Origin of the sequence: Streptomyces bambusae (assembly GCF_020532645.1) — a bacterium.
Taxonomy (GTDB): domain Bacteria; phylum Actinomycetota; class Actinomycetes; order Streptomycetales; family Streptomycetaceae; genus Streptomyces; species Streptomyces bambusae.
In genome coordinates this window covers 1-23,962 of sequence record NZ_JAJAUZ010000083.1, presented here as the reverse complement: position 1 = coordinate 23,962, position 23,962 = coordinate 1, and the positions used below count along the sequence as shown (strand labels likewise).

21 protein-coding genes are annotated in these 23,962 nt (G+C 73.4%); 12 read left to right on the top strand and 9 right to left on the bottom strand.

What is annotated here, in order from left to right:
- Positions 1-49 precede the first annotated feature (49 nt).
- The 7 genes from LG634_RS33925 (at position 50) to LG634_RS33895 (ending at position 10,322) form a co-directional block, all read left to right on the top strand.
- A complete protein-coding gene (locus LG634_RS33925) occupies positions 50-1,156 on the top strand; it encodes a hypothetical protein (RefSeq protein WP_226739755.1) in 1,107 nt (368 codons plus the stop codon).
- Positions 1,157-1,237: 81 nt separating this feature from the next.
- Positions 1,238-2,428, top strand: a complete 1,191-nt coding sequence (locus LG634_RS33920; protein ID WP_226739753.1) for a hypothetical protein — start codon at positions 1,238-1,240, stop codon at positions 2,426-2,428.
- A complete protein-coding gene (locus LG634_RS33915) occupies positions 2,428-4,062 on the top strand; it encodes a M48 family metalloprotease (protein ID WP_226739751.1) in 1,635 nt (544 codons plus the stop codon). Before LG634_RS33920 ends, LG634_RS33915 begins: the two co-directional genes overlap by 1 nt.
- 169 nt (positions 4,063-4,231) lie before the next feature.
- Positions 4,232-4,894 (top strand): peptide-methionine (S)-S-oxide reductase MsrA, encoded by a 663-nt coding sequence (msrA, locus tag LG634_RS33910; protein ID WP_226739749.1) that lies wholly within the window; start codon positions 4,232-4,234, stop codon positions 4,892-4,894.
- Between the two features lie 125 nt (positions 4,895-5,019).
- Positions 5,020-8,544 (top strand): AAA family ATPase, encoded by a 3,525-nt coding sequence (locus LG634_RS33905; RefSeq protein ID WP_226739747.1) that lies wholly within the window; start codon positions 5,020-5,022, stop codon positions 8,542-8,544.
- A 73-nt stretch (positions 8,545-8,617) separates the two neighbouring features.
- Positions 8,618-9,739: a hypothetical protein gene (locus LG634_RS33900; protein WP_226739746.1), complete on the top strand. Its 1,122-nt coding sequence runs from the start codon at positions 8,618-8,620 to the stop codon at positions 9,737-9,739.
- A 133-nt stretch (positions 9,740-9,872) separates the two neighbouring features.
- The gene (locus LG634_RS33895; RefSeq protein ID WP_226739744.1) at positions 9,873-10,322 is read left to right on the top strand and encodes a GNAT family N-acetyltransferase; all 450 of its coding nucleotides are present in this window, start codon (positions 9,873-9,875) and stop codon (positions 10,320-10,322) included.
- Positions 10,323-10,355: 33 nt separating this feature from the next.
- On the opposite strand, the gene LG634_RS33890 is transcribed toward LG634_RS33895, so the two are convergent.
- The 3 genes from LG634_RS33890 to LG634_RS33880 all read right to left on the bottom strand — a co-directional run bounded on the left by LG634_RS33890 (position 10,356) and on the right by LG634_RS33880 (position 13,323).
- The gene (locus LG634_RS33890) at positions 10,356-11,417 is read right to left on the bottom strand and encodes a GNAT family N-acetyltransferase (RefSeq protein ID WP_226739742.1); all 1,062 of its coding nucleotides are present in this window, start codon (positions 11,415-11,417) and stop codon (positions 10,356-10,358) included.
- A gap of 98 nt (positions 11,418-11,515) precedes the next feature.
- On the bottom strand, positions 11,516-12,778 hold the full coding sequence (locus tag LG634_RS33885) for a L,D-transpeptidase (protein ID WP_226739740.1): 1,263 nt from the start codon (positions 12,776-12,778) through the stop codon (positions 11,516-11,518).
- A gap of 155 nt (positions 12,779-12,933) precedes the next feature.
- Positions 12,934-13,323, bottom strand: a complete 390-nt coding sequence (locus LG634_RS33880; RefSeq protein ID WP_226739738.1) for a hypothetical protein — start codon at positions 13,321-13,323, stop codon at positions 12,934-12,936.
- A 106-nt stretch (positions 13,324-13,429) separates the two neighbouring features.
- Here LG634_RS33880 and LG634_RS33875 point away from each other — a divergent pair, with 106 nt between their 5' ends.
- A complete protein-coding gene (locus LG634_RS33875) occupies positions 13,430-13,711 on the top strand; it encodes a hypothetical protein (RefSeq protein WP_226739736.1) in 282 nt (93 codons plus the stop codon).
- 120 nt (positions 13,712-13,831) lie between these two features.
- Here the strand turns inward: LG634_RS33875 and hutH are convergent, their stop codons facing one another.
- From hutH to LG634_RS33850, 5 genes are all read right to left on the bottom strand, one after another.
- Complete coding sequence (hutH, locus tag LG634_RS33870; RefSeq protein WP_226739771.1) at positions 13,832-15,373, bottom strand: histidine ammonia-lyase; 1,542 nt, start codon at positions 15,371-15,373, stop codon at positions 13,832-13,834.
- 104 nt (positions 15,374-15,477) lie between these two features.
- Complete coding sequence (locus tag LG634_RS33865) at positions 15,478-16,587, bottom strand: GGDEF domain-containing protein (protein WP_226739734.1); 1,110 nt, start codon at positions 16,585-16,587, stop codon at positions 15,478-15,480.
- Positions 16,588-17,188: 601 nt separating this feature from the next.
- Entirely contained in the window at positions 17,189-17,989 is an 801-nt protein-coding gene (locus LG634_RS33860; RefSeq protein ID WP_226739732.1) for an enoyl-CoA hydratase/isomerase family protein, read from the bottom strand.
- Between the two features lie 46 nt (positions 17,990-18,035).
- Positions 18,036-19,190, bottom strand: a complete 1,155-nt coding sequence (locus tag LG634_RS33855) for an adenylate/guanylate cyclase domain-containing protein (protein ID WP_264203947.1) — start codon at positions 19,188-19,190, stop codon at positions 18,036-18,038.
- A gap of 146 nt (positions 19,191-19,336) precedes the next feature.
- Complete coding sequence (locus LG634_RS33850; RefSeq protein WP_226739730.1) at positions 19,337-20,206, bottom strand: biotin--[acetyl-CoA-carboxylase] ligase; 870 nt, start codon at positions 20,204-20,206, stop codon at positions 19,337-19,339.
- Positions 20,207-20,323: 117 nt separating this feature from the next.
- Between LG634_RS33850 and LG634_RS33845 the strand changes: the two genes are divergently transcribed.
- From LG634_RS33845 to LG634_RS33835, 4 genes are all read left to right on the top strand, one after another.
- Complete coding sequence (locus LG634_RS33845; RefSeq protein WP_226739728.1) at positions 20,324-21,925, top strand: acyl-CoA carboxylase subunit beta; 1,602 nt, start codon at positions 20,324-20,326, stop codon at positions 21,923-21,925.
- A 37-nt stretch (positions 21,926-21,962) separates the two neighbouring features.
- Positions 21,963-22,172 (top strand): acyl-CoA carboxylase epsilon subunit, encoded by a 210-nt coding sequence (locus tag LG634_RS33840; protein ID WP_226739726.1) that lies wholly within the window; start codon positions 21,963-21,965, stop codon positions 22,170-22,172.
- Positions 22,173-22,241: 69 nt separating this feature from the next.
- On the top strand, positions 22,242-22,367 hold the full coding sequence (gene mmpB, locus LG634_RS38090; RefSeq protein WP_264203946.1) for a morphogenic membrane protein MmpB: 126 nt from the start codon (positions 22,242-22,244) through the stop codon (positions 22,365-22,367).
- Positions 22,368-22,415: 48 nt separating this feature from the next.
- The gene (locus LG634_RS33835; protein ID WP_226739724.1) at positions 22,416-23,036 is read left to right on the top strand and encodes a Maf family protein; all 621 of its coding nucleotides are present in this window, start codon (positions 22,416-22,418) and stop codon (positions 23,034-23,036) included.
- Between the two features lie 30 nt (positions 23,037-23,066).
- On the opposite strand, the gene LG634_RS33830 is transcribed toward LG634_RS33835, so the two are convergent.
- Positions 23,067-23,555, bottom strand: a complete 489-nt coding sequence (locus tag LG634_RS33830; protein WP_226739722.1) for a hypothetical protein — start codon at positions 23,553-23,555, stop codon at positions 23,067-23,069.
- Between the last annotated feature and the right edge of the window lie 407 nt (positions 23,556-23,962).

The following is a 23,962-nucleotide window of genomic DNA, read 5'->3' as shown; positions in this document are numbered from 1 at the left end:
CCCGAGGCCTGGAAGGGGGCCGGCCGCGGCGATGTGGAACGCTGGAGGCATGGAGATTCTGTGGTTCCTGATCGCGATGGGCATGCTGGCGATGGTGGTCGTGCCGTACGTGCGCCGCCGGCGCGGCGGCCTGCGCCTGGTGTCGCCGGGCGCCCCCGACGCGGCCGACCCGGCCGACTACGGCTTCGTACGGCAGGAGCTGCTGGACGTCCGGGTGCCGGGGCCGGACGAGGACCTGATGGACGTGCTGGGGCTGGTGCAGCGCGGCCAGGACTGGCGGGCGGCCTCGCAGCTGCTGGCCGGCACCCCGAAGGAGGGCGAGGTCCGCTGGCAGCGGGTGCAGGCCTTCGCGGGCGCGGCCGCCCTGGAGCTGGCGCAGCAGCCGGGAACCGGCGCGAGCTGGCTGCGGGCCTGGCGGCTGGAGGCACCCAAGGACGCGGGCGGTGCGCAGGTGCACGCCGAGTTCCTGGTGCAGCAGGCGTGGCGGGCGTCCGGCGGGGTCGGCTCGGACGACCACCGGATCATCCTGGAGGAGGCGCGTACGGCCTGCCGTGAGACGGCGCTGCTGGCGCCCGGGGACCCGGTGCCGTACATCACGGAGCTGGCGATCGCCCGCGGGCTGGCGTACGGGGAGCCGGAGTTCGACGAGCTGTGGGCCAAGGTGCTGGACCGGGCGCCGCAGCACATGGGCGCGCACCTGGCGGCCCTGCACTACCGGTGCGAGAAGTGGCACGGCTCCCGGGAGCAGGCGGACGCGTTCACCCACGCGGCCGCGGCCCGCGCGCCGCGGGGTTCGCTGCTGGCGGCGCTGCCGCTGTTCGGTGTGTTCGAGCACCTGCCCGACCTGACCCTGTCCCCCGGCTTCTACCAGAGCGCGGTGGTGTCGCGGGCGCTGGAGGGCGCGCTGTACGCGGTGAACTCGGCGCGGCCGGACGACCCGATGCTGGCGCACGTACGGCACCTGCTGCTGTTCTTCCTGGTGCGGGCGGAGCGGTGGGCCGAGGCCATGGAGCAGCTGCGGCACGTGGACGGCTGCGTGGGTGCGCTGCCGTGGTCGCACAGCGAGGACCCCGCGGCCGAGTACGCGGTGTACCGGGCGCTGGCGGTGGCCGGCTACGAGGCGAACGGCGGGTCCCCGGCGACGCTGCCGCACTGAGGCGTACGGAGGGCCTTGCGGAGGGTCGGACGGAGAGCCGCGGCAGAGGGACCGGATCGTTAGCCAAAAATGTTGCGCTGAGTGATCACGGCCGGAGAGGATCCGGCCGTGCTCCCGTACCTGCTCGCCCTTGCCGCCTTCGCCCTGGTCTACGTGCTGACCAAGGCCGTCCGCCACAGCCGCCCGTTCACCTGGATCCGTACCGGGTTCGTCCCCGCCGAGCACGGCCTCGTACCGCTCGACGCGCTCGACCCGACCCGGGCCGGGCCGCCCGCCCCCGCGCACGTCACCGCCGAGCGGCAGGCCGTCGCCGACGCCGTCTGGGCGGGCGACTGGCGGCCGGCCGCCGCGTACGCCGAAGCCGCCGGCACCGACTGGGACGAGCGCTGGGACCGGCTCGAACTCCTCCAGCACCTCGCCGAGGACGGCGACGGCTGGCTGACCGACTGGCGCGCCGAGCAGCCCGGCAGTTGCGACGCCGCCACCGTGGCCGCCGCCGTACTGCTGCACCGCGCCTGGGCGGTCCGCGGCAGCGAGTACGCCCGCAAGGTGCCCGCCGCCGCCATGGCGGAGTTCCGCCGGCTGCTGCCCGAGGCCATGACGGCCGCCCAGCGGGCCGCGTCCCTCGACCCCGGCCACCCCGGCCCGTGGATCGTGATGGCCACCACCGCCCGCGGCATGCAGTACAGCGCCGGCCAGTTCCAGAAGATCTGGCAGGAACTGTGCGAGCGCGCCCCGCACCACGCGGCCGCCCACTGGCAGGCGCTCCAGTACTGGTGCGCCAAGTGGTACGGCTCCGACGAGGCCATGCTCGACTTCGCCACCGCCGCCGTCCGGTACGCCCCGCCCGGCAGCACCCTGCCCGGCCTGTGGCTGCACGCCCTGTACGAGCTGGAGACCCGCAACGGCAGCGCCCGGCCGGCCCTGTCGACCGACTCGGGCAAGGCCCTGCTCGGCCAGGTCGCGCACGCCCTGGCGCTGGTGCCCGAGCACCACGAGGACCTGCCGCGGCTGCGCCACCTGCTCGCGCACTACCTCGGCCAGGCCGGTCTGCACCCGCTCGCGCTCGCGGTGTTCCGGCAGATCGGGCCCTGGTGCGGGGCCTACCCCTGGAAGCACAAGGACAAGGACCCGGTGACCGAGTTCCACAAGGCCCGCGGCCTCGCCGCCTGGGCGGTCCTGCAGAGCCCGGCCGGGAAGGCCGCGGCGGCCGCCGGCACGGCCGCCGGCTCCGGCTCCGGCTCCGGTTCCGGCCCGGCGGGGGCCCGCTGATGGCCCCCACCCTGCGCGCCGTACGCGCCCTCGTCCTGCTCGCCGGGTTCCACCTGCTCGGGCTGCTGCTGCTCGGCGCGCTCGCCGCGATCGACTGGGCGGCCGTGACCTGGACCGCCGGCTTCGTCTACACCAAGGTGATCATCGTCTCGGTGCTGCTCGCGGTCCCCGTCGTCCGCGGCATGGTCATGCTCCGCACCCCGCGGGACGACGGCGAGACCCCCGGACCGCGCGTCACCGAGGCCGACGAGCCCCGCCTGTGGCAGACCGTACGGGAGCTGGCCGAGCAGGTCGGCACCCGCGCCCCCGACGAGATCGTGCTGGTCGCCGGAGTCAACGCGGCCGTCACCGAGGACGCCCGGCTGGGCGGCCTGCTGCCCGGCCCGCGCCGCATGTACCTCGGGCTCTCCCTCATGGCCGGCCTCGACGAGACGCAGCTGCGCGCGGTCGTCGCCCACGAGCTGGGCCACTTCGTGCACGCCGACACCCGGCTCGGCGCGCTCGTCGGCCGCGGACAGGCGCAGGTGCTGCGCACCATCGGCCACTTCGAGGAGAGGGCCGAGAACACCGCCGCCAAGGAGCGGGCCCGGCAGGAGCGCCGGGCCGCCAAGCGGGTCGCCCGCGGCAAGGAGGCGAAGGCCGTCGACACCTCCGGCTCCGGCATCACGTACCGCACGATGGCCCGGATCTACACCGGCTACGCGAAGCTCTACGTCCGGGCCACCCGCTCGGACTCCCGCCGGCAGGAGTTCGCCGCCGACCTGGCCGCCGCCCGCATCGCCGGCCGCGACGCCACCGCCGCCGCGCTGCGCGCCACCTGCGCCCTGGACGCGGCGCACGACCACTACATGAGGTGCTACGCCACGATCGGCGTGGACGCAGGGCTGCTGCCCCGCCCCGGCGAGGTCTTCGGCGGCCTGCGCCGGCTGCTGGCGGCCCGCGCCGACGAGCTGTCCGGGCTGCACGGCCGGCTGCCCGACGCGGCCGAGGGCCCGTACGACACGCACCCGCCGATGGCGGAGCGGGTCGCCCGGATCGAGGCGCTGCCGTACGACGGGCGCGGCGGCGAGAGCGCCGGGCCGTCCCTGGGCCTGCTCGCCGACGCGGACGGCCGGTTCGCCGAGATCGAGAAGTACGCGCTGACGCCGCAGGCCCTCGGGCTGCGCCGGGTGGACTGGCCGGAGCTGGTGCACGAGAGCATCCGCGCCGAGCGGGAGGCCGCGAGCGGGCCGCTGCGGGCCGCGGTGGCCGCCGAGCGCGGCGGGCCGGGCACGGCCTCCGCGATGCTCGACGCCATCGACGCGGGCGCGCTGTGGCGGATCGGCGACCAGCTCCCGCAGTCCGGTGCGGCGCGCGCCGCGACCGGCCGGGCGGCCCGCGAGTTCGCCCGCCCGGGCCTGCACAGCGGGCTGCGGCAGCTCGTCGTCCTCGAACTCGCCGACCGGGGCGCGGCCCGCTGGGAGCTGTCCTGGTCGGAAGCGGCCCGGCTGGACCTGTCCCCCGGGCTCGCCGGCCGACTCGGTCCGGCCCTGGACGCCGCCGTCGCCGACCGACCGGACACCGGCCCCCTGCGAGCGCTGCTGGCGGCGGGCGAGGCGGACGCGGACGGCAAGGGCAGGAGCGAGGCGGTCTGAGGCGAGGCGGCCCGAGGCGGAGCTGCCGCGGGCCGGCGGCCGGGGCGGTGCGGGCCCGGCGCGGAGCGGGCCCCGGCCTTTCGGAGGAGTGCCGGTGCGTCGTCGGGAATCCGGGTGGGCGGTCGTGCGTTCTACGACTGCCGCCCCTGCGTCCCCGAGGAGCCCCGCCATGCTGTACGGCCGCCGCACCCCCGAGCTGCCCACCCCCGAGCAGGCCCTGAAGGGCCGCCCGGAGCCCCTGTTCACGGTCCCGGCCGTGCACACCGTCCTCGGCAACCCCCTCGCCGGGCCGTACCCCGCGCACCTGGAGGTCGCGGACTTCGGCCTGGGCTGCTTCTGGGGGGCGGAGCGCAAGTTCTGGCAGACCCCGGGCGTGTGGACCACCCTCGTCGGCTACCAGGGCGGCTACACCCTGAACCCCTCGTACGAGGAGGTGTGCTCGGAGCTCACCGGCCACGCCGAGGTGGTCCGCGTGGTCTTCGACCCGGCCGCCGTGTCGTACGAGACGCTGCTGAAGGTGTTCTGGGAGGCGCACGACCCCACCCAGGGCTTCCGCCAGGGCAATGACGTCGGCACCCAGTACCGGTCCGCCGTCTACACCCACTCCGACGCCCAGCAGCAGACCGCCGAGGCCTCCCGCGCCTCCTACCAGGACGCCCTGACCGCCTCCGGGCACGGCGCCATCACCACCGCCGTCCTCCCGGCCGACACCCGCCCGTTCTGGCCCGCCGAGCCGTACCACCAGCAGTACCTCGACAAGAATCCCGGCGGTTACTGCGGCATCGGCGGTACGGGCGTGTCCTGCCCGGTCGGGATCGCCGAGGCGCCGTAGCGGAGCCCGCAGGCAGAGCACGGGAGACTCCGGGAGTACCCCCCTCACCCGGTCGGACCGTTCCGACTCGGCCCGGCCCGGCGGACGTTGACGGGTCGTAGGATCGGAACGAGGTGAGGGGGCCCGTGGAGATTTCCAGCCTGCGCAACGATCAGCTGTACAGCAACCCGTACAACTACAGCCATCCGGTCCGCGAGGACGCCGTGTTCGCCGGCCGGGCCGACGAGCGCAAGGACATCGCGGCCGACCTCGACGAGACCGCGCTCGACCGCCGCTCGCGCTGCCTGGTGCTGTACGGCCAGCGGATGGCCGGGAAGACCAGCCTCCTGCACGCGACCGCGCGGATGGCCCGGGAGCGCGGCCTGCTCCCGGTGCAGTTCGCGCTGGTCGAGGAGTGCGCCGAACCCAAGGCGTTCTTCCGGCAGTTGTACGAGGAACTGATCGACGCCGTGCTCGCCGAGGCGCGACGGCTCGGGGTCGAGGTGCCGTTCACGGCGTCCGAGGTGCGGCGGTTCGTGTCCGGCACCGCCACGCCCCCGCCGGACCACCCGCTGGAGTTCCCCGAGGCGCTGGCGCTCGCCCCGACCGGAGGGCAGGTGTCCCAGCCGGCGCTGCGCGCCGACCTCCGGTACCTGATGGGACTGCTGGGCAGGCCGCTGGTGCTGCTGGTCGACGAGGCCCAGCTGATGGCGTCGGACCCGGTCGTGCTGTCGATGCTGCGCTTCCTGACCGACGAGGTCCAGGGCCTGGTCCTCGTCCTCGCCGGCACCTCGGAGCTGATCGGACGGATCACCGACGTGCACGCGCCGATGATGCGGCAGTTCCGCGAGATCAAGGTGGAGCGGTTCACCGACGAGGACGACGTACGGGAATGCCTGCTGCTGCCCCTGCAGAGCCTGGAGCTCGACGAGCGGTGCTTCACGGACTGCGACGAGACGGTCGAGTCCCTGCGGGATCTGACGGACGGCAACCCGTACGCGATCCAGCTCTACGGTTCGGAGATGTTCGAGCGCTGGCAGAACGGCGAGTCCGCCACGATGGAACTCACCACGGAGATGCTCGAAGGGGTCATGTCCCGGATGGTCCGGGACCGGCACGTCCTGGACCGCCCGCTCATCCGCGCCGTCCGGGCCATGAACAAGCGCGACCTGCGTGCCTTCGGCGTCCTGTCCTCGGGGCTCGACCACGCCACCGCGGACGAGGCGTGGTTCGCGTACAACCTGGCCGAGAAGCCCTCGATCACCCGGCACGACCTGGAGCGGGTGCGGGCCGGCCTGGTCGCGGACGGCCTCCTCGCCGACCAGGACGTGATCGCCCTCGCCGGCACCACGGAACTCTTCGACGAGATCTACGTACGGCTGTGGACCAAGCGGACGCTGGGGCAGTCCCGGACACCGCTCACCGGCCACGAGACCGTCGAAGGGCTGCTCGCCCGCTCGCTGAACCAGCAGCTGTCGGCGCTCGCCAAGCGGCGCGGCCAGATCTCGATCGTCACCAGCGAGGACCCGGCCACGATGAAGCGCGCGCTCGCGGCCATGCAGCAGCTCGACGGCGAGAACGGGCTCGACCACGGGGAGCTGACCTCCGTGCACCGGGCGGTCATCCTCGCCCCGCCGCGCCGGGAACTCGAACTCACCACTATCACGGTGTCCTACGGCAGCCATGCCACGGCGGGCTGGGTGTCGGGCATCGATCTGGCGCAGGCACCGAAGTTCACGGCCGCCGCACAGCGGGTGAAGCAGCTCGGCGGCACGCTGACCACCGAGCAGCAGCCGCTGACCCTGAGCCGCGAGCGGATCCACGAGTGGGCCAGGACCACCACCGGCACCCTGCGCTCCGCCCTCGCCAGGAACCACCTCGTGGCCGGCGCCATTCACCACCGGGCCCAGGCTGCCACCGAGGCCACGGAGCACTTCGCGGCGGCGTGGGAGCTGGAGGAGTCACACCTGGCGGCGAACGCCCAGTCCTACATGGCGCTGGCGGGCCGCCGGTATCTGGATGCCGTCCTGTGGGCGGACCGGGCGGTCGGGCTGGCGACCGCCTCGAACGACCGCGCGCTGGCGCTGTACAACGGGGCGCTGGGCCGGCTCTTCCAGGGTGACCGGACCGGCTCCGGGCAGGACCTGCGGTCCGCGGCCGGGTACGCGCCCGCCACGCTCCCGAGGGGGCAGTACCTCGTCGATTTCCTGCTGGTCGCCACGCTGGACAGCGCGGGTGCCCCCATCACCCTCCGGGAGGAACGGCGGGTCGACCTGCGCAAGCAGATCGGACGGATCCTGAACGTCCTCGGCAAGGACCAGGACCAGGACACCGCCGTGGCCCCGGCCGCTCCGGCACCGGCCCTGGCGCCCGCCCCGGCACCCGCGCCGGCACCCGCGCCGGCACCCGCGCCCATGTCGGCCCTGCCACCCGCACCCGCACCCGCCGAGCCGGCCTCCGCACCCGTCGTCGTCCTCGCCGTGGCCACCGAGTGGTCCTCCGTGCACGGCGGCCTCAGCACCCTGAACCGGAACCTGTGCACCGCCATGGCCGCCGAAGGCGCCACCGTGTACTGCTACGTGCCCGAGGCGACGCCGGAGGAGGTCGCGGAGGCCGATGCGGCGGGGGTGAAGCTGGTCGTGCCGGATCCGATTCCCGGCGCACCCGACGGCCCTCACATGCTGGTTCAGCGTCCGCCGCTGCCCGACGGGGTACTGCCGGGCCTGGTCATCGGACACGGCCGCATCACCGGTCCGTACGCCAAGCACCTGGTGGACACGTCCTTCCCGGAGGCCCGGCGCCTGCACGTCCTCCACATGGCACCTGAGGAGATCGAGCGGCTCAAGGACGAGGCCGGAGCCGTCCGGCGGGCGGACAACCGGACCACCCTGGAGCAGCAGCTCGGCCTCACCGCGGACCGGGTCGTCGCCATCGGACCCCGGCTGCACGAGCGCTACCTGAAGCACTTCGCGAACCGGGGGGTGGCCGATCCGCTGCGCATCGACCCCGGCTTCGACACCCCTGCAACAGGCCGGCCGTACGCTCCGCCCCCGGGGGCGCCCTGGTCGGTGCTGCTGTTCGGGCGGGCCGAGGACCACCGGCTCAAGGGCCTCGACCTGGTGGCCGCCGCCTGCGGACGGGTGCACGGGCGGAACTCCCGCCGCGGGCTGAAGGTGCCCGGGCTGGTCGTACGCGGCGCTCCCGAGGGGACCGGCGACGCGCTGCTCGCAGACCTGTGCCGCTGGGCCGGAAACCCGCAGCTCGACGTGCAGGTACGTGAGTACACGGCGGACGCGGACCGGATCGACGACGAGATGCGCAGCGCCAGCCTGGTCGTGATGCCCTCGCGGAGCGAGGGCTTCGGCCTGGTGGGCGTGGAGGCGATCACCTTCGGCGTACCACTGCTGGTCGGCCAGGAGAGCGGTCTCGCCATGCTGCTGGAGCGCCACCTCGGCAAGGAGCAGGTGGCCTCCCTCGTTGTCCCCATGACCGGCGACATCGCCCTCGACACCGACGAATGGGAGCGCGCCATCGAGCGCGTCCTCCTCAACCGGGAGACCGCCGCCCGGCAGGCCGCCGAGCTCCGCGACCACCTCGCACGCGAGGTCACCTGGTCCCGAGCCGCCCAACTCCTCCTCGCCGAGGCCGAGTCACCCCGCCCGGCGGGCTGAGGCGGCACCCGCCGCCAGGATGGCCGGATCTCGGCTGTTGGTGGCGGGAAAAGGGCGCTCTACGATTTCGTGCATGTTCATGATCGTGCTCATCGTGCTGGCGGTTCCGACCGTCGGTTTCCTCGTCTGGCTGGGCGGGGTGTTCGTCAGGGAATACGTGCGGGTCTCGCGGGGCGGTGACCGGCACGACGCGGCGGTGGCAGGGCTGGTGCCGGCGGAGCGGCAGGACACCGCGCTGGCCGCGCCGCTGCCGGCCGCCGAGCGGGCCGCGCTGGACGCCGTCCGCGAGGGGCGCTGGGAGCCGGCCGCGGCGGTGCTGACGGAGATCGGGCGGGACTGGGAGCGGCGGTCCGCGTTCACGTACCTGCTCGGCGAGCTGGCCGCCGACGACGACACCTGGCTGACGGCCTGGGAGCAGACCCGGCGGGACTGCCCGGACGCCGCGGTGGTGCGCGCCCGCAGCACGGTGGTGCTGGCGTGGAACGTCCGCGGCGCGAAGCGGGCCCGGTACACCTCGCGCGAGCAGTTCGAGGGCTTCCACCGGGTGCTGGAGCAGGCCGGTGCGGACATCGAGCGGGCCGCGCAACTGAACCCGGACGACCCGACCCCGCACATCGCCGCGATCTGGGTGGCGCTGGGCCTGGGCGCACCGCGCGCCGAGATGGACCGGATCTGGGCCGAGGTGACGGCCCGCGCCCCGCACCACTACGAGGCGCACTTCTCTGCGCTGCAGTACTGGTGCAAGAAGTGGCGGGGTTCGCGCCGGCTGGCGATGGCGTTCGCCGAGCAGGCCGCGGCCGCGGCTCCGGCGGGCAGCCTGCTGACCGCGTTCCCGCTGATCGCGTTCTTCGAGCACGACGGCGAGGACGCGGAGGGCACGGACGAGCCCGAGGACGTGGAGTCGGAGGCCATGCAGCGGCGGGTCGACGCGGCGCTGCGCGACGTGGCCGCCGCCGACGCCTCGCACCCGCGGCTGGCGGAGGTGCGCCACCTGCTCGCGTACTACTGCCTGCTGCAGGGCCGGGTGGACGAGTCGGCCGAGAACTTCCGGCTGGTCGACGGGTACGTCGGGGCACTGCCCTGGCGGTACCGCGGCGACGACCAGGCGGAGCACTTCTGCGACATGCGGGACATCGCCCTGAAGGGCGCGGCCGACGTGGCGTTCCACCTGGACGGCGCCCCGCCGCAGGCCTGACCGGGCGGGGGCGGCGCCTCAAGGGGGGCGGCGCACAAATCAGTTGCGCCGACCCCCCGCCGGTGGGATCTCCTGGGCCTTCGACACACTCGCCCGCCCCGCTGCGGGGCGCATGCACGGAGGCCGCACGCCTGTGAGTTTCACCATCGGAACCGCCCGCTCCGAGGACGCCGAGGACGTGGCGGAGGTGTGGCTGCGCTCGTACGACGCGGCGCTGCCCGGCGTCCGCCGCGCGCACACCGACGACGAGGTGCGCGGCTGGTTCTCGTACGTCATCGTGCCCGCCGGCCGCACCTGGATCGCCCGGGACGCGGACGGGGCGGCGGCCGGGATGATGGTGCTGGAGGACGGGGTGATCGAGCAGCTGTACCTGGCGCCGGAGCGGCGCGGGCAGGGGCTCGGCGACCGGTTTGTGGACCTCGCGAAGGAACTCTCGCCCGCCGGCCTGGAGTTGTGGACGTTCCAGGTCAACGCGCCCGCGCACCGGTTCTACGAGCGGCACGGCTTCGCGGCGGCGGAGCGCACCGACGGTGCGACGAACGAGGAGCGGGAGCCGGACGTCCGGTACGTATGGAAGCCGTAGCGCGCACCGCCCGGCCCGGCTCCGCTCCCCGGGTCACAGCCCGAGCTGGAAGTAGCCGCAGGCCCGCTCCCGGCGGTAGCCGAGCTGCTCGTTGACGGTCCGCATGGGCGTGTTCTCGTCGGCGACGGTGGTGGCGATCTGCCGGACGTGCGGGTACTGGTCCCGCAGTCCGGCGAGCATCCGCAGCTTGACCGCGCGGCCCAGGCCGCGGCCCCGGTGCCGGGGCACGACCACGGTGTCGTACTGGAGCGCCCGTTCGCCGGCCGGGTCGGGCAGTACGAGTTCGGTGTACGCGGCCACCTCGCCGGCAGGGGTCACGGCGGCGGTGGTGAGCATCCGGCCGCCGCGGGCCAGGACCAGCCGCTGGGCGGCGCGCAGCCGCTCGGCGTCCCACAGCGGGGGCTGCTCGTCGAGGTCGCCGCCGGGGGCGTCTTCCATGGCCCGGTGGGCGGCCGCGGCGGCGTCGGCGTGCTCGTCGGGCACGATGCCGGGCCATTCGACGAAGCGGTAGCCCTCGGGGAGCCCGGCCGCGGCGACGGGGCCGGAGGTGTCCTGGACGTACCAGGCCATCGGCAGGACGTTCTCGAAGCCGAGGGAGCGGGCGAAGGCCTCGCCGGGGCCGCCGAGGTCGACGACCGTGCTGACGGTGGTCCGGCCGGCGGCGGCCAGCTCGGCCCGCACCTGCTCCCACAGCGCCGTGCCGAGGCCGCGGCGGCGGGCGCGCGGGTGGACGGCGAGCACGTCGACGAAGGCGGCATGGGCGTTGCCGGGGTCGTTGTAGAGCAGCAGCGCGGCGATCCCGTCGAAACCGGCCCCGGCTGCCGCTCCGGCTCCGCCCGTGCCCCCGGCCGGGGCGGCCTCCGCGGCGACGCCCGCGGCGGCGTCCCGGCCGGCTTCCCCGCCCGCGAGCCCGGCGAAGCACACCGCCCGGCCGCGGACCGGCGGGGTCCCGAGCCGGCCGGCGGTCTCGGTGCGGCCCGGCCCCGGAACGCCCGGGAGGTCGTGCGCGTGCGCCCCGGCCAGCACGGCCAGCCAGGCGTCCACGTCGGCGGCGGAGGGGGGCGCGTCCAGCGTCGTGATCTTCGGCAGAGTCATACCGGCGACCCTAGGCAGGCCGGACGCACCCGTTCCAGGGCTTTTCCACGCAAACACCCCCCGGCGCGGGCCGGGGGGTGTGCGGGGAGCGGGGGGGATCAGACGGCGGAGCCGGCCTTCCAGGCGGACCAGTCGAGGTTCCAGCCGTTGAGGCCGTTGTCCGGCTTGATCTCCTTGTCCGGGGAGTTCACGACCGTGACGACGTCGCCGATGAGCGAGTTGTCGTAGAACCAGGCGGCCGGGGTGTTCGGGTCGTTGGCGCCCTGGGTGTCGTTCAGGCCGACGCAGCCGTGGCTGGTGTTGGCGTTGCCGAAGACGGAGTCGGCACCCCAGTAGTTGCCGTGGATGAACGTGCCGGAGGTCGACAGCCGCATGGCGTGCGGGACGTCCTTGATGTCGTACTCGCCCTTGCCGTCCTTGCCGGTGAAGCCGACGGTGGCGCCGTTCATCCGGGTCTCCTTGAACTTCTCGGAGATCACCATCTGACCGTTGTACGTCGGGTTCTCCGGGGAGCCGGCGGAGATCGGGATCGTCTTGATCACCTGACCGTCGCGCTTGATCGTCATCTGCTTGGTCTTCGCGTCCACGGTGGAGACCTGGTTGCGGCCGACCGTGAAGGTGACGGTGCGCTCCTGCACGCCGTACACGCCCGGGGCGCCCTCGACGCCGTCCAGGGACATCTTCATGGTGACGGTGGAATTGGCCTTCCAGTAGTCCTCGGGCCGGAAGTCCAGGCGCTGCGAGTCGAACCAGTGGCCGACGACCTCCTGGCCGCTGGTGGTGTTCACGGTGATCGCCGACTGGACGGCCTTGCGGTCCTTGATCGGCTTGTCGAAGCGGATCGACACCGGCATGCCGACGCCGACCTTCGAGCCGTCCTCGGGCGTGAACGAGCCGATGAAGCTGTCGTCGGGCGACACGGTGGTGAACGTGGCGTTCTCGTGGGCCTCGCGGCCGTCGGCGTCCTTCGCGGTGGCCGACAGGGTGTACTTGGTGCCGCGCTTGAGCTTGGCGTCGGGCTTCCAGCTCTTGCCGTCGGCGGAGATCTTGCCGGGGACGGGGCCGTCGGCGCTCTTCATCTCCACCTGCGTCAGGGTGCCGTTGCTGACGGTCACCGCGGCGGAGCTGTTGATGCTGGCCTTCGTGTCGCCGTCCTTCGGCGTGACGGTTATCTGGGCCTTGGAGGCGTCCTTGGCCGCGGCCGCGTCGACGTCGGCCTGCGAGTTGGTGCCGCCGTCACCGCCGGCCTTGGTGTCGTCGCCGCTGCACGCCGTCAGCACCAGAACGCCGCCGAGCAGGGCGGAAGCCGCCGCCAGGGCCCTGCGCCGCCGCTTGCTGTCCGTCCTCACACGCTTCTCCATCGTTGCCGAAACCCCGGAAAATCCCCGGGCAGGGCGGTCCCGGAGGACCTCCCTGCCTCTCCTGACAACGCTCCCACGTGCGGGCCCGGTTCCACCTCCGGTCCGGATGTGGCCAATCCCACGGCCGTCCCGGGTTCCGTGCCGGTCTCGGCGGGCTACCGGTCGTCGGCCGGGGCCCGCTCCGCGCGGCCGTGTCCGCCGTCTTCTGCGTCGCCTTCGCTGTCTGCGAAGGATCCATCTTCCTCGTCGAGGTCCCACTCCATCGACTCGGGGTCGTATTCCACCGGCTCGGTGCTCCAGGAGGCCTGGGCGAGTTCGACGCCCGGCACCTCGGAGACCAGGCTGAAGGGGTCGATGAGGTAGGCGAGGGCTTCCGCTTCGTCTTCGCGCACGGCCGCTTCCGCGTGTCCGCGCTCCTCGTCGGGCATGAACTCGTCCGCCGCGATGTGGTCGATGGCCGCCCCGGTCAGGGCGTCCGGTTCCACCACTTCCAGCACCAAATCCACCCGAAGCCGTACGTACCGTGATGACTCTGAAGTGCTCATGTGTCGGAGACTAAGGCTCGGGGACCCCTGGCTTTCCCACGACCCGCCCCTTTCATTAGCATCGGCGCACACGGCCAATTCGCTGCTCTACAAGGGGGATCGAACCGTGTCCGCACGTCGCCCGCTGCTCACCGCCATCGGAGCGGGAACTCTCCTCACCGCACTCTGGTTCGTCCCCTCGGCCAATGCCACCACCGAGCATTCCGGTACGGCCCACGCGGCCGCCGCCGGCACCTCGCTGCGGGCGCAGGGCGAGGCCGCACAGCCCCTCGCCCTGGCCGACACGGGCGGCACCGACACGACTCCGTATCTGGTCGGGGGCACCATCTGCCTCGGCATCGGGGCCGGGTTCGTGACGTTCTCCGTACGGCAGTCCCGGAGGTGCTGACCGGCCGCGCACCGGACCTGCACGAGGGGCCGCCCCCGGGATTCCCGGGGGCGGCCCCTCGCTTCCGCTACGGTTCCGCTCGCCCGGCCCGACAGGCGGACCGGGGAGCGCGGCACGGCGTCAGGCCAGCGGGCCCGTCACCGGCTCGACGGCCGCGACCAGCCCGCCCGCCCGCACGAACGCGTCGGCGGCGGCCAGGTCGGGGGCGAGGAAGCGGTCCGGACCGGGGCCCTCGACGCCCGCGGCGCGCACGGCCGCGATCGCGGCCTGGCTGGCCGGGGCCGGGGTGAGGCCCTTGCGCAGCTCGATGGCGCGGGTGGCGGCGTACAGCTCGATCGCGACGATGCGGCTCAGGTTGTCGACCGCGGTACGCAGCTTGCGCGCGGCGGACCAGCCCATGGAGACGTGGTCCTCCTGCATCGCGGAGGACGGGATGGAGTCGGCGGACGCCGGGACGGCCAGCCGCTTCATCTCGCTGACCAGGGCGGCCTGCGTGTACTGGGCGATCATCAGGCCGGAGTCCACACCGGCGTCGTCCGCGAGGAACGCCGGCAGCCCGTGCGAGCGGTTCTTGTCGAGGAGCCGGTCGGTGCGGCGCTCGGCGATGGAACCGAGGTCCGCGGCGACGATCGCGAGGAAGTCCAGCACGTACGCGACGGGCGCGCCGTGGAAGTTGCCGTTGGACTCGACGCGGCCGTCGGGCAGCACCACCGGGTTGTCGACGGCGGCGGCCAGTTCGCGGGAGGCGACCAGCGCAGCGTGCGCGAGGGTGTCCCGGCCGGCGCCGGCCACCTGCGGGGCGCAGCGCACCGAGTACGCGTCCTGGACGCGCGGGGCGGACTCCTCCTGGAAGTGCCCGGTGAGCCCGGAACCCTTCAGGACGGCGGCCATGTTGGCGGCCGAGGCGCCCTGGCCGGGGTGCGGGCGGATGGCGTGCAGCTCGGGGGCGAGGACCTTCTCGGAGCCGAGCAGGGCCTCCAGGGAGAGCGCCGCGGTGATGTCGGCGGAGGTGTAGAGGGTGCGGAGGTCGGCGAGGGCCATGACCAGCATGCCGAGCATGCCGTCGGTGCCGTTGAGGAGGGCCAGGCCCTCCTTCTCGCGCAGCTCGACGGGGGCGATGCCGGCCTCGGCGAGCAGTTCGCCGGCCGGGCGGACGGTGCCGTCGGGGCCCTCCGCGTCGCCCTCGCCCATCAGGGTGAGCGCGCAGTGGGACAGCGGGGCGAGGTCGCCGGAGCAGCCGAGGGAGCCGTACTCGTGGACGACCGGGGTGATCCCGGCGTTGAGCACGTCGGCCATGGTCTGGGCGACCTCGGGGCGCACGCCGGTGTGACCGGAGGCGACCGTCTTGAGGCGCAGGAACATCAGCGCGCGCACGACCTCGCGCTCGACGCGCGGGCCGAGGCCGGCGGCGTGGCTGCGGACGATGTTGCGCTGGAGCTGGGCGCGCAGCTCGGGGCTGATGTGCCGGGTGGCGAGGGCGCCGAATCCGGTCGACACCCCGTAGACGGGCTCGGGCTTGGCGGCCAGGGCGTCCACGATCTCGCGGGCGCGGGCGAGCGCGTCCAGGGCGTCCGCGGACAGCTCGATGCGCGCGTTGCCGCGGGCGACGGCGATGACGTCCTCGGCGGTGGTCCCGGACGTCCCCACCACGACAGTGTGCATATCCATATTCAGCAGCCTACGGACTGAATCCCAACATGTCACTAGCCAAATCCAACCCCGCCCCTTACGGCGGATCGGGGCGCGGCCGACCGACGGCGGCACGATCAGTCGCGGCCCCGGAAACGCCTCCGCTCGGCAGCAACGGCCGGCTGAGGCGCGTCAGCCAACGGCAGCACCGCCCGGTCGCGCCCGGCGACGACCGGCTTGGGCGAGCGGTCCGCCTTGGCCCGGTACTGCGCCGCATCCGCGAGCCGGAACAGCCGCCGGGAGGACCGGACCGCCCCGATCGGATCCCCGGTCGAGGCGATCCCGCAGGCCACCCCCTCCCCCAGCTCCAGCCCGGCCGCCCGCTCGCACAGCTCCTCGGCCACCGCCACCACCGCATCCGCCGCCGGCCCCACCGAGACCAGGCAGAACTCGTCCCCGCCGAGCCGCGCGGCCAGCGCACCCGGCAGCTTGGCCCCGCACAGGCTGAGCACCGAGCCGAACCGTTCCAGCAACCGGTCGCCGGTGGCGTGGCCGAGGGTGTCGTTGACCCGCTTGAGCCCGTTGAGGTCACAGACGACGAGGCTGACCACAGCGTTCTCGCTGCGGTGCCGTTCCAGGGCCTCGTCGAGGGCGACGTCCACCGCGCGGCGGTTGGCGAGACCGGTCAGGGGGTCCGTGAAGGCCAGCCGCCGGGCCTCCTCCAGGCGCTCGTTCTGGGCGAGCCCGGCGGCGACGACGGCGGCCAGTACTGTGGCGAACTCGGCGTCGTCGGGACCGAACGGGGGGTCACCGGCCTCACGGGCCACGTACAGCTCGCCCCAGGCGCGGCCGTTCAGGACGACCGGCGCGACGACGCAGCTGCCGCGGCCTCGGCGGCGCAGGCCGGCCGCGCGGTGGTTGCCGGACGCGGCGGACTCCACCCAGGCGGGCGGGGCGCCGCCGCCGGCCCAGCGTTCGTGGAGGAACTCGGTGATCTCGGGGAAGTCGTGCACGGGGTAGGACTCGTCGGCGGGGAACTCCTCCTCGCCGTCCCGTCTCGCCCCCTCGTTGACGAGCACGCGGAGGCGGCCGCGGTCCCGCTCCCAGGCGGAGATGGCGGCGAAGCTGCCGGCCATGGCCTGGCGGGTGCCCCCTGCTGCGGCGCGGAGGCTTTCGCGGGGCGTGTGTGCTGCGGCCATCGCCTGTGCGAGCCCCACCACGGCCCGCAGCCGCCCATCAACTCCCATCCCCCCAGGCTACGTACTAAGCCCCTGTTTGCCCTCATTTACCCCCGCCCTCAACCTCCCCCGGCCCAGGGGGCCGGGAGGTACCCCCTGGACGGGCTGGATGCACGCGGCATCGCCCCGCCGAGCCGTGTCCTGCTCGCAGGGGCTCCGCCCCCACACCCCCGGTCCTCAAACGCCGGACGGGCTTGATTTCCCGGACGCCGCCGCGCCCTCCAGCCTCGCCGGCATTCGGGGCGCAGGGTCCGGACTCCACCGCACCCTCCAGCCCGTCCGGCGCTTGACGACCGGGGTCCGGGTCGAAGCCCCGAAATCCAGCCCGTCCGGCGCTCGAGGACCGGGGTCCGGGGCGAAGCCCCAAAATCCAGCCCCGCCGGCGTTTGAGGCGCGGGGTCCGGGGCGGAGCCCCGAAATCTTTCAGCCCGTCCGGCGCTTGAGGACCTGGGCCTGGGGCGGAGCCCCGAAATCCAGCCCCGCCGGCGTTTGAGGCGCGGGGTCCGGGGCGGAGCCCCGAAATCCAGCCCGTCCGGCGTTTGAGGACCGGGGTCCGGGGCAAAGCCCCGAAATCCGCCCCGCCGGGGTCGAGGCGGAGCCTCGGGAAGGGTTACTCGCCAGGCCAGTTCGGGCGGCGCTTTTCGTTGAAGGCCGCCACACCCTCCGCCCTGTCACCGGAAAAGGCGACGGACCGCCAGGCCGCGTCCTCGACCTCAAGCCCGGCCCGCAGATCAAGCCCGTGCCCGAGCCGCAACGCCCGCTTCGCCGCCCGCAGCCCCACCGGCGAATTCGCCGCCATGACCCCCGCCAGCTCCAGCGCCCGGGACCGGTCGGACCCCGCCGGCACCACCTCGTCCACCAGCCCCAGGGCGGCGGCCTCCGCCGCCTCCACCCGCCGCGCGGTGAAGATCAGCTCGGCGGCCCGTGCCGCCCCGACCCGGCGCGGCAGGAGCTGCGTACCGCCGCCGCCGGGGATCACGCCGACGGACACCTCCGGCAGCCCCACCAGCGCCGTCTCGTCGGCGACGATGACGTCGCAGGACAGCGCCAGCTCGAAGCCCCCGCCCAGCGCGAAGCCGTGCACGGCCGCGATCGTCGGCACCGGCAGCTCCAGCACCCCCGTGTACGCGCCCCGAGCGGTCGGCCGCTGACGCACCAGATCGAGGTCCGTGAAGGAGTTGCGCTCCTTCAGGTCCGCGCCCACGCAGAAGGCCCGCTCGTGCGTCGAGGTCAGGACCACCACCCGCACCGACGGGTCCGCGCCCAGCGCCGTACAGGCCGCCCCGATGGAGCGCGCCATCTCGGTCGACACTGCGTTCATCGCCTTGGGGCGGTCCAGCGCCAGCTCCGCGACGTGCCCGTCGCCTTCCCGCCGTACCGCGACGAACTCTCCGAAGCGCTGCTCAGCCATCCCTCGACCCTCCCGGTGAACGCATGACGGTTAACGGTCGTTATCGTCAACCGGGGATCTTAGGGGCCCGCCGCGTCAGCAGCCAGGGCTCCACGACGCCCAGCCCGCGCACCGGCCGCTGCCACATCGGCTGGAGCGCGAACCGGTAGCCGGCGCCCTCCTCCGCCGCAGCGGTCTTCTCCGAGACCGGCGCGTCCCCGGTCCGGCCCAGCTCCTCGGCCAGCGCCCCGTCCACCAGGACGGCGTTCTTCGGAGCTATCGAGGTCAGCCGGCTGGCCAGGTTCACGGTGGTGCCGAAGACGTCGCCCATGCGCGTGGTCACCGTGCCGAAGGCGATACCGACGCGCAGCTCGGGCATCGACTCGTCGTTCTCCATGGTCTCGATCAGCCGCAGCGCGATCTCCGCCGCGGTGCCCGCGTCGTCCGCCGCGTACAGCACCTCGTCGCCGAGGGTCTTGATCAGCCGGCCGCCGTGCGCGGCGACCAGGTCGGCCGCCGTGGTCTCGAAGGTCTCGACGAGCTCGCCGAGCTCCTCCTCCTCCAGCCGGCGGGTCAGCCGGGTGAAGCCGACCAGGTCGGCGAAGCCCACCGCGAGCCGCCGGTCGACCATCTCCTCGTCGTCGGCGGCCTGCACCACCCGGCCGGTGGCGGCGGCGAGCTGCCGCCGCCAGACGTAGACGAGGAACTCCTCCAGCTCCGGCAGCAGCAGCTCGACCAGCGGGTACGTGACCTCGGTACGGGTCATCCCCGGCTCCGGCGGCTCGGTCAGCCCCTCCAGGAAGGAGTCGATCTGCCACTCCGCGAGCCGCGCCGTGGTCTGACCGGTGGAGCGGGCCACCTGCACCGCCATCGGCTCGCTGAGCAGCCCGGCCTCCACCAGGCCGGCCAGCCGGCGCAGCGCCAGCACGTCGGCCTCGGTCAGCGCCCGGGCCTGGCCGATGTCCGCGAAGCCCATCGCCCGCCAGAAGCGGGAGGCCAGCTCCATCGAGACACCGGCGCTGCGGGCGGCCTGGAAGGGGGTGTAGCGGCGCTCGGCGCCGAGGATCAGCTGCTCCAGCCGGATGGCGAGCGGGTCGGCGGTCGGTTCGGCCGTGTGGTCGACCTCGTGGAGCGGAGTGTGCTGGTCACGGCCGATGGGGGTGCCCGGGGCGGTGTGACCGGTGGTTCCGGGTGCGCCGGAACCAGCGTCGTCGACGGTCAAGGGCCGCCTCCTGTCCATTCCGCGCGCACTGCCCTGCCGAACCAGGTGATCACCGACGGGACCGGCGATCGCCTAAACCATACGGCAGGTGTGCCGTAGCTCACTCCCCACCGGCCGTACCTTCCGCCGCACCGTCCGCGGGCCGCTCAGTGCCCGGCGCGCAGATGCACCACGTCGCCCGCGCCGACCGCCTCCCGGTCGCCTTCGGCCGTCCGGACCACCAGCCGGCCGTCCGCGTCCACGGCCTCCGCGGTGCCGGTCAGCTCCCGGCCGCCGGGCAGCTCGGCCCGTACGTGCCGGCCCAGGGTCGCGCAGTCCGCCGCGTACGCCTCCTGGAGGCCGCTGGCCGCGGGGTCGCCGCCGGCTTCGGTCCAGCGCCCGTACCAGTCCTCCAGTGCGCGCAGGACGGCCTTCAGCAGGGAGTCGCGGTCGGTGACGGCGGCCTTGGCGAGCGCCAGGGAGCCGGCGGCGGGCACCGGGAGCTCGTCCTCCGTGAGCGTGACGTTCAGCCCGAGGCCGATGACGACGCCGTCGCCGGCCCGCTCGGCGAGGATGCCGCCGGTCTTGCGCTCGTGGCCGTCGACGGTGACCAGCAGGTCGTTGGGCCACTTGAGGGCCGTGTCCACGCCGGCCGCCCGGGAGACCGCACTCGACGCGGCCACCCCGGCCAGCAGGGTGAGCCAGCCCCACCGCTCGGCCGGCACCCGTGCCGGATCGGGCTTGAGGAGGACGGAGAAGAACAGTCCGGACCGGGCGGGCGCCGACCAGGTGCGGTCGAGCCGGCCGCGGCCCGAGGTCTGCTCCTCGGCGACGAGCACGGCACCCTCGGGGAGGTCGGCGGCGCGGGCGGCCAGGTCGGTGTTGGTCGAGCCGGTGCTCTCGACCAGTTCCACGGAGGTCCACAGACCGTCCGGGGTGACGAGGGAGCGCTCCAGGGAGGCGGCGCTGAGGGGCGGCCGGTCGAGGCTCGACCAGCGGCCGGACGATGCGGGGGCTGAGGCATCCGAAGGCGTCATGCAAGCCAGATTAGGTGTGGGGAACGCCGCACTGCCGAGCGCCATGCGCGCCGATACGCTACGGGTCAGTAGCCATCCGCAGTCATAAGGTTGACCAGGCAGGGAGCCGCGACCCCGATGTCACAACCCTCAGAGTCGTCGCAGGCGACGCAGATCGACATCCACACCACCGCGGGAAAGATCGCCGATCTCCGGCGCCGCATCGACGAAGCGGTCCACGCGGGGTCCGAGCGGGCCGTGGAGAAGCAGCACGCCAAGGGCAAGCTGACGGCCCGTGAGCGGATCGCCCTGCTGCTGGACGAGGACTCGTTCGTCGAACTCGACGAGTTCGCCCGGCACCGCTCCACCGACTTCGGCATGGAGCAGAACCGCCCGTACGGCGACGGCGTCGTCACCGGCTACGGCACCGTCGACGGCCGCCCGGTGGCCGTGTTCTCGCAGGACTTCACGGTGCTCGGCGGCTCGCTGGGCGAGGTCTTCGGCCAGAAGATCATGAAGGTGATGGACTTTGCGCTGAAGACCGGCTGCCCGGTCGTCGGCATCAACGACTCCGGAGGCGCCCGCATCCAGGAGGGCGTCATGGCCCTCGGCATGTACGGCGAGATCTTCCGCCGCAACACCCACGCCTCCGGCGTCATCCCGCAGATCTCACTGGTCGTCGGCCCGTGCGCGGGCGGTGCGGTCTACTCCCCCGCCATCACGGACTTCACGGTGATGGTCGACCAGACCTCGCACATGTTCATCACGGGCCCGGACGTCATCAAGACGGTCACCGGCGAGGACGTCGGCTTCGAGGAGCTGGGCGGCGCCCGCACGCACAACTCCACCTCGGGCGTGGCGCACCACCTGGCCGGCGACGAGAAGGACGCGATCGAGTACGTCAAGTCGCTGCTGTCGTACCTGCCGTCCAACAACCTGTCCGAGCCGCCGGCGTTCCCGGAGGAGGCCGACCTGGAGACGTCGGACTCCGACCTGGAGCTCGACGCGCTGATCCCGGACAGCGCGAACCAGCCGTACGACATGCACACCGTCATCGAACACGTGCTGGACGACGGCGAGTTCCTGGAGACCCAGTCGCTGTTCGCGCCGAACATCGTCACGGGCTTCGGCCGGGTCGAGGGCCACCCGGTGGGCGTGGTCGCCAACCAGCCGATGCAGTTCGCCGGCTGCCTGGACATCGACGCCTCGGAGAAGGCGGCGCGCTTCGTGCGGACGTGCGACGCCTTCAACGTGCCGGTGCTGACCTTCGTCGACGTCCCGGGCTTCCTGCCGGGCACCGACCAGGAGTACAACGGAATCATCCGGCGCGGCGCCAAGCTCATCTACGCCTACGCCGAGGCCACCGTTCCGCTCATCACCGTCATCACCCGCAAGGCGTTCGGCGGCGCTTACGACGTCATGGGGTCCAAGCACCTCGGTGCCGACCTCAACCTGGCCTGGCCGACCGCCCAGATCGCCGTCATGGGCGCGCAGGGCGCGGTCAACATCCTGCACCGGCGGACGATCGCGGCGGCGGAGGATCAGGACGCGACCCGCGCCGAGCTGATCGCCGACTACGAGGACACGCTGCTCAACCCGTACGTCGCGGCCGAGCGCGGTTACGTCGACGCGGTGATCCTGCCGTCCGACACCCGCGCGCACATCGTGAAGGGACTGCGTCAGCTGCGGACCAAGCGCGAGTCGCTGCCGCCGAAGAAGCACGGCAACATCCCGCTCTGACCCCGCTCCGAGCACTCGTCCAGGAAGGGGCTCACCAATGATCAAGGTCGTCAAGGGCAACCCGACCCCCGAGGAGCTGGCCGCCGCACTGGCGGTGGTCCAAGCCCGCGCCGCGGCGCTCGCCGCGGCGGTGCCGGGCACGGCTCCGGCCGTCCCGGAGGGCTGGTCGGACCCGGCCCGGGTGGCCCGGCACCGGCTCCCGCAGCCCGGCCCGCGGGCCTGGGGACGCACCTACTGGCCCTCCTGAGGGTCCTGCCGACGGCGCCTGAGTACCCGTACTCAGGCGCCGTCGGCGTCCGCGCGCGAGGATCCTGGCATGCTCTGGTCCGACCCGAAGAACGAGCCGCCGCAGGACATGCGGGAAGCCCAGGCGATGATCCGCCGCATGACCGTGATCCTCGTGATCGCCATGATCGTCGTCGTCTACGTGCTGGGCATCTAGCCCGGCCTCCCCTGACGGCCGTACGGGCGGCCCCGCCGGGCTCCTACGATGGGCCGCATGACTGACCAGCCTTCGCCGCGCCCCGTGGTGCTCGCCTCCGCCTCCCCCGCCCGCCTCAACCTGCTGCGGCAGGCCGGGCTCGCCCCGCACGTCATCGTCAGCGGGGTGGACGAGGACGCCCTGAACGCCGACAGCCCGGCCGAGCTGGCCCTGGTGCTCGCCGAGGCCAAGGCGGCCGTCGTGGCCGGCCAGGAGGCCGCCGCGGGCGCCCTGGTGATCGGCTGCGACTCGGTGCTGGAACTCGACGGCGAGGCGCTCGGCAAGCCCGCGGACGCCGACGAGGCCACCGCCCGCTGGAAGGCGATGCGCGGCCGGGCCGGCGTGCTGCGCACCGGCCACTGCGTGATCGACACGGTTTCCGGCCGCCAGGTCTCGGCGACGGCCTCCACCACGGTCCGCTTCGGCGAGCCGACGGATGCCGAGGTCGCCGCCTACGTGGCGAGCGGCGAACCGCTGCACGTGGCGGGCGCGTTCACCCTGGACGGCCTCTCGGCCCCCTTCATCGACGGCATCGACGGCGACCACGGCAACGTGATCGGGCTCTCGATGCCGCTACTGCGCTCACTCCTCGGCGAACTGGACGTCTCCATCACCGACTTGTGGGCCTGACCGGTCAACGGCCGGGGAGCGGAAGAACGTTCAGGCGGTGGCGGGCGGCGGCAGCCGGTCCGCCACCGGACCGCCCTGCTCCGGCCCCGCGCCGCCCGCGGGATCCGCCGGCGCCTCCCGGCCGGGCCCCCGCTTCCCGTAGAGGGTCAGGGCGAGCAGGTCGAGGACGAGCACCGTCGCCATGAAGGCGAAGCCGTGCCAGCCGACGAGGCCGACGGCCAGCGCGCCGAGTACGCCGTGCGCAACGGCACAACTGATCAGCAGCACCCGGCCGAAGCGCCCCGGCGCCCGGTCCCGCAGCGCGGCCGCCAGCAGGGCGAGACCGCAGCACAGCAGGTAGCCGCCCATCGCGGCGCCCATCACGTACGTGCCCGCGACCATCACGTCCGAGTCCATCTCGGCTATGGACATGGACTGCCGGTCGGCCACGGTGGCCAGAACGTGATTGACCAGGACGAAGCCGACGGCCTCGGCGAACAGCAACAGTGCGGCCACCCCGGCCACGAGTCTGCGCGCCACAACGCCCCCATCCACGCCTGAAGCACGTACGAAGTGTGTTCGACCCCCCGGAGGCTACTAACGAGTAAACCCCGGGACAAGAGATGTGCACGGGTTCGTTGCAGCTCTTGCGGAACGGCAAAGAATCATTCGCCCATTCGTAGGGACTCCACAAAGAATCGGCCCTGGCCGGCGCGCGCGCGGACAGAGACCTTGGCCACAGCTCGGGGTTACTGTGCAGTCGGGGATTCCCCTGGTCCACGGCGCCACAAGGGTTTTCGGCAGGGGCGCAGCACGCGCATCACGCTCTGTGTGGGCAAGGTCACCTCTGGGGACGGGTCGAAAGGCCGTGTCGGCTGTCCCTAAACTCAGCTTGTTTCAAGGAGGGAGCCATCGTGCGCAAGGTGCTCATCGCCAACCGAGGCGAA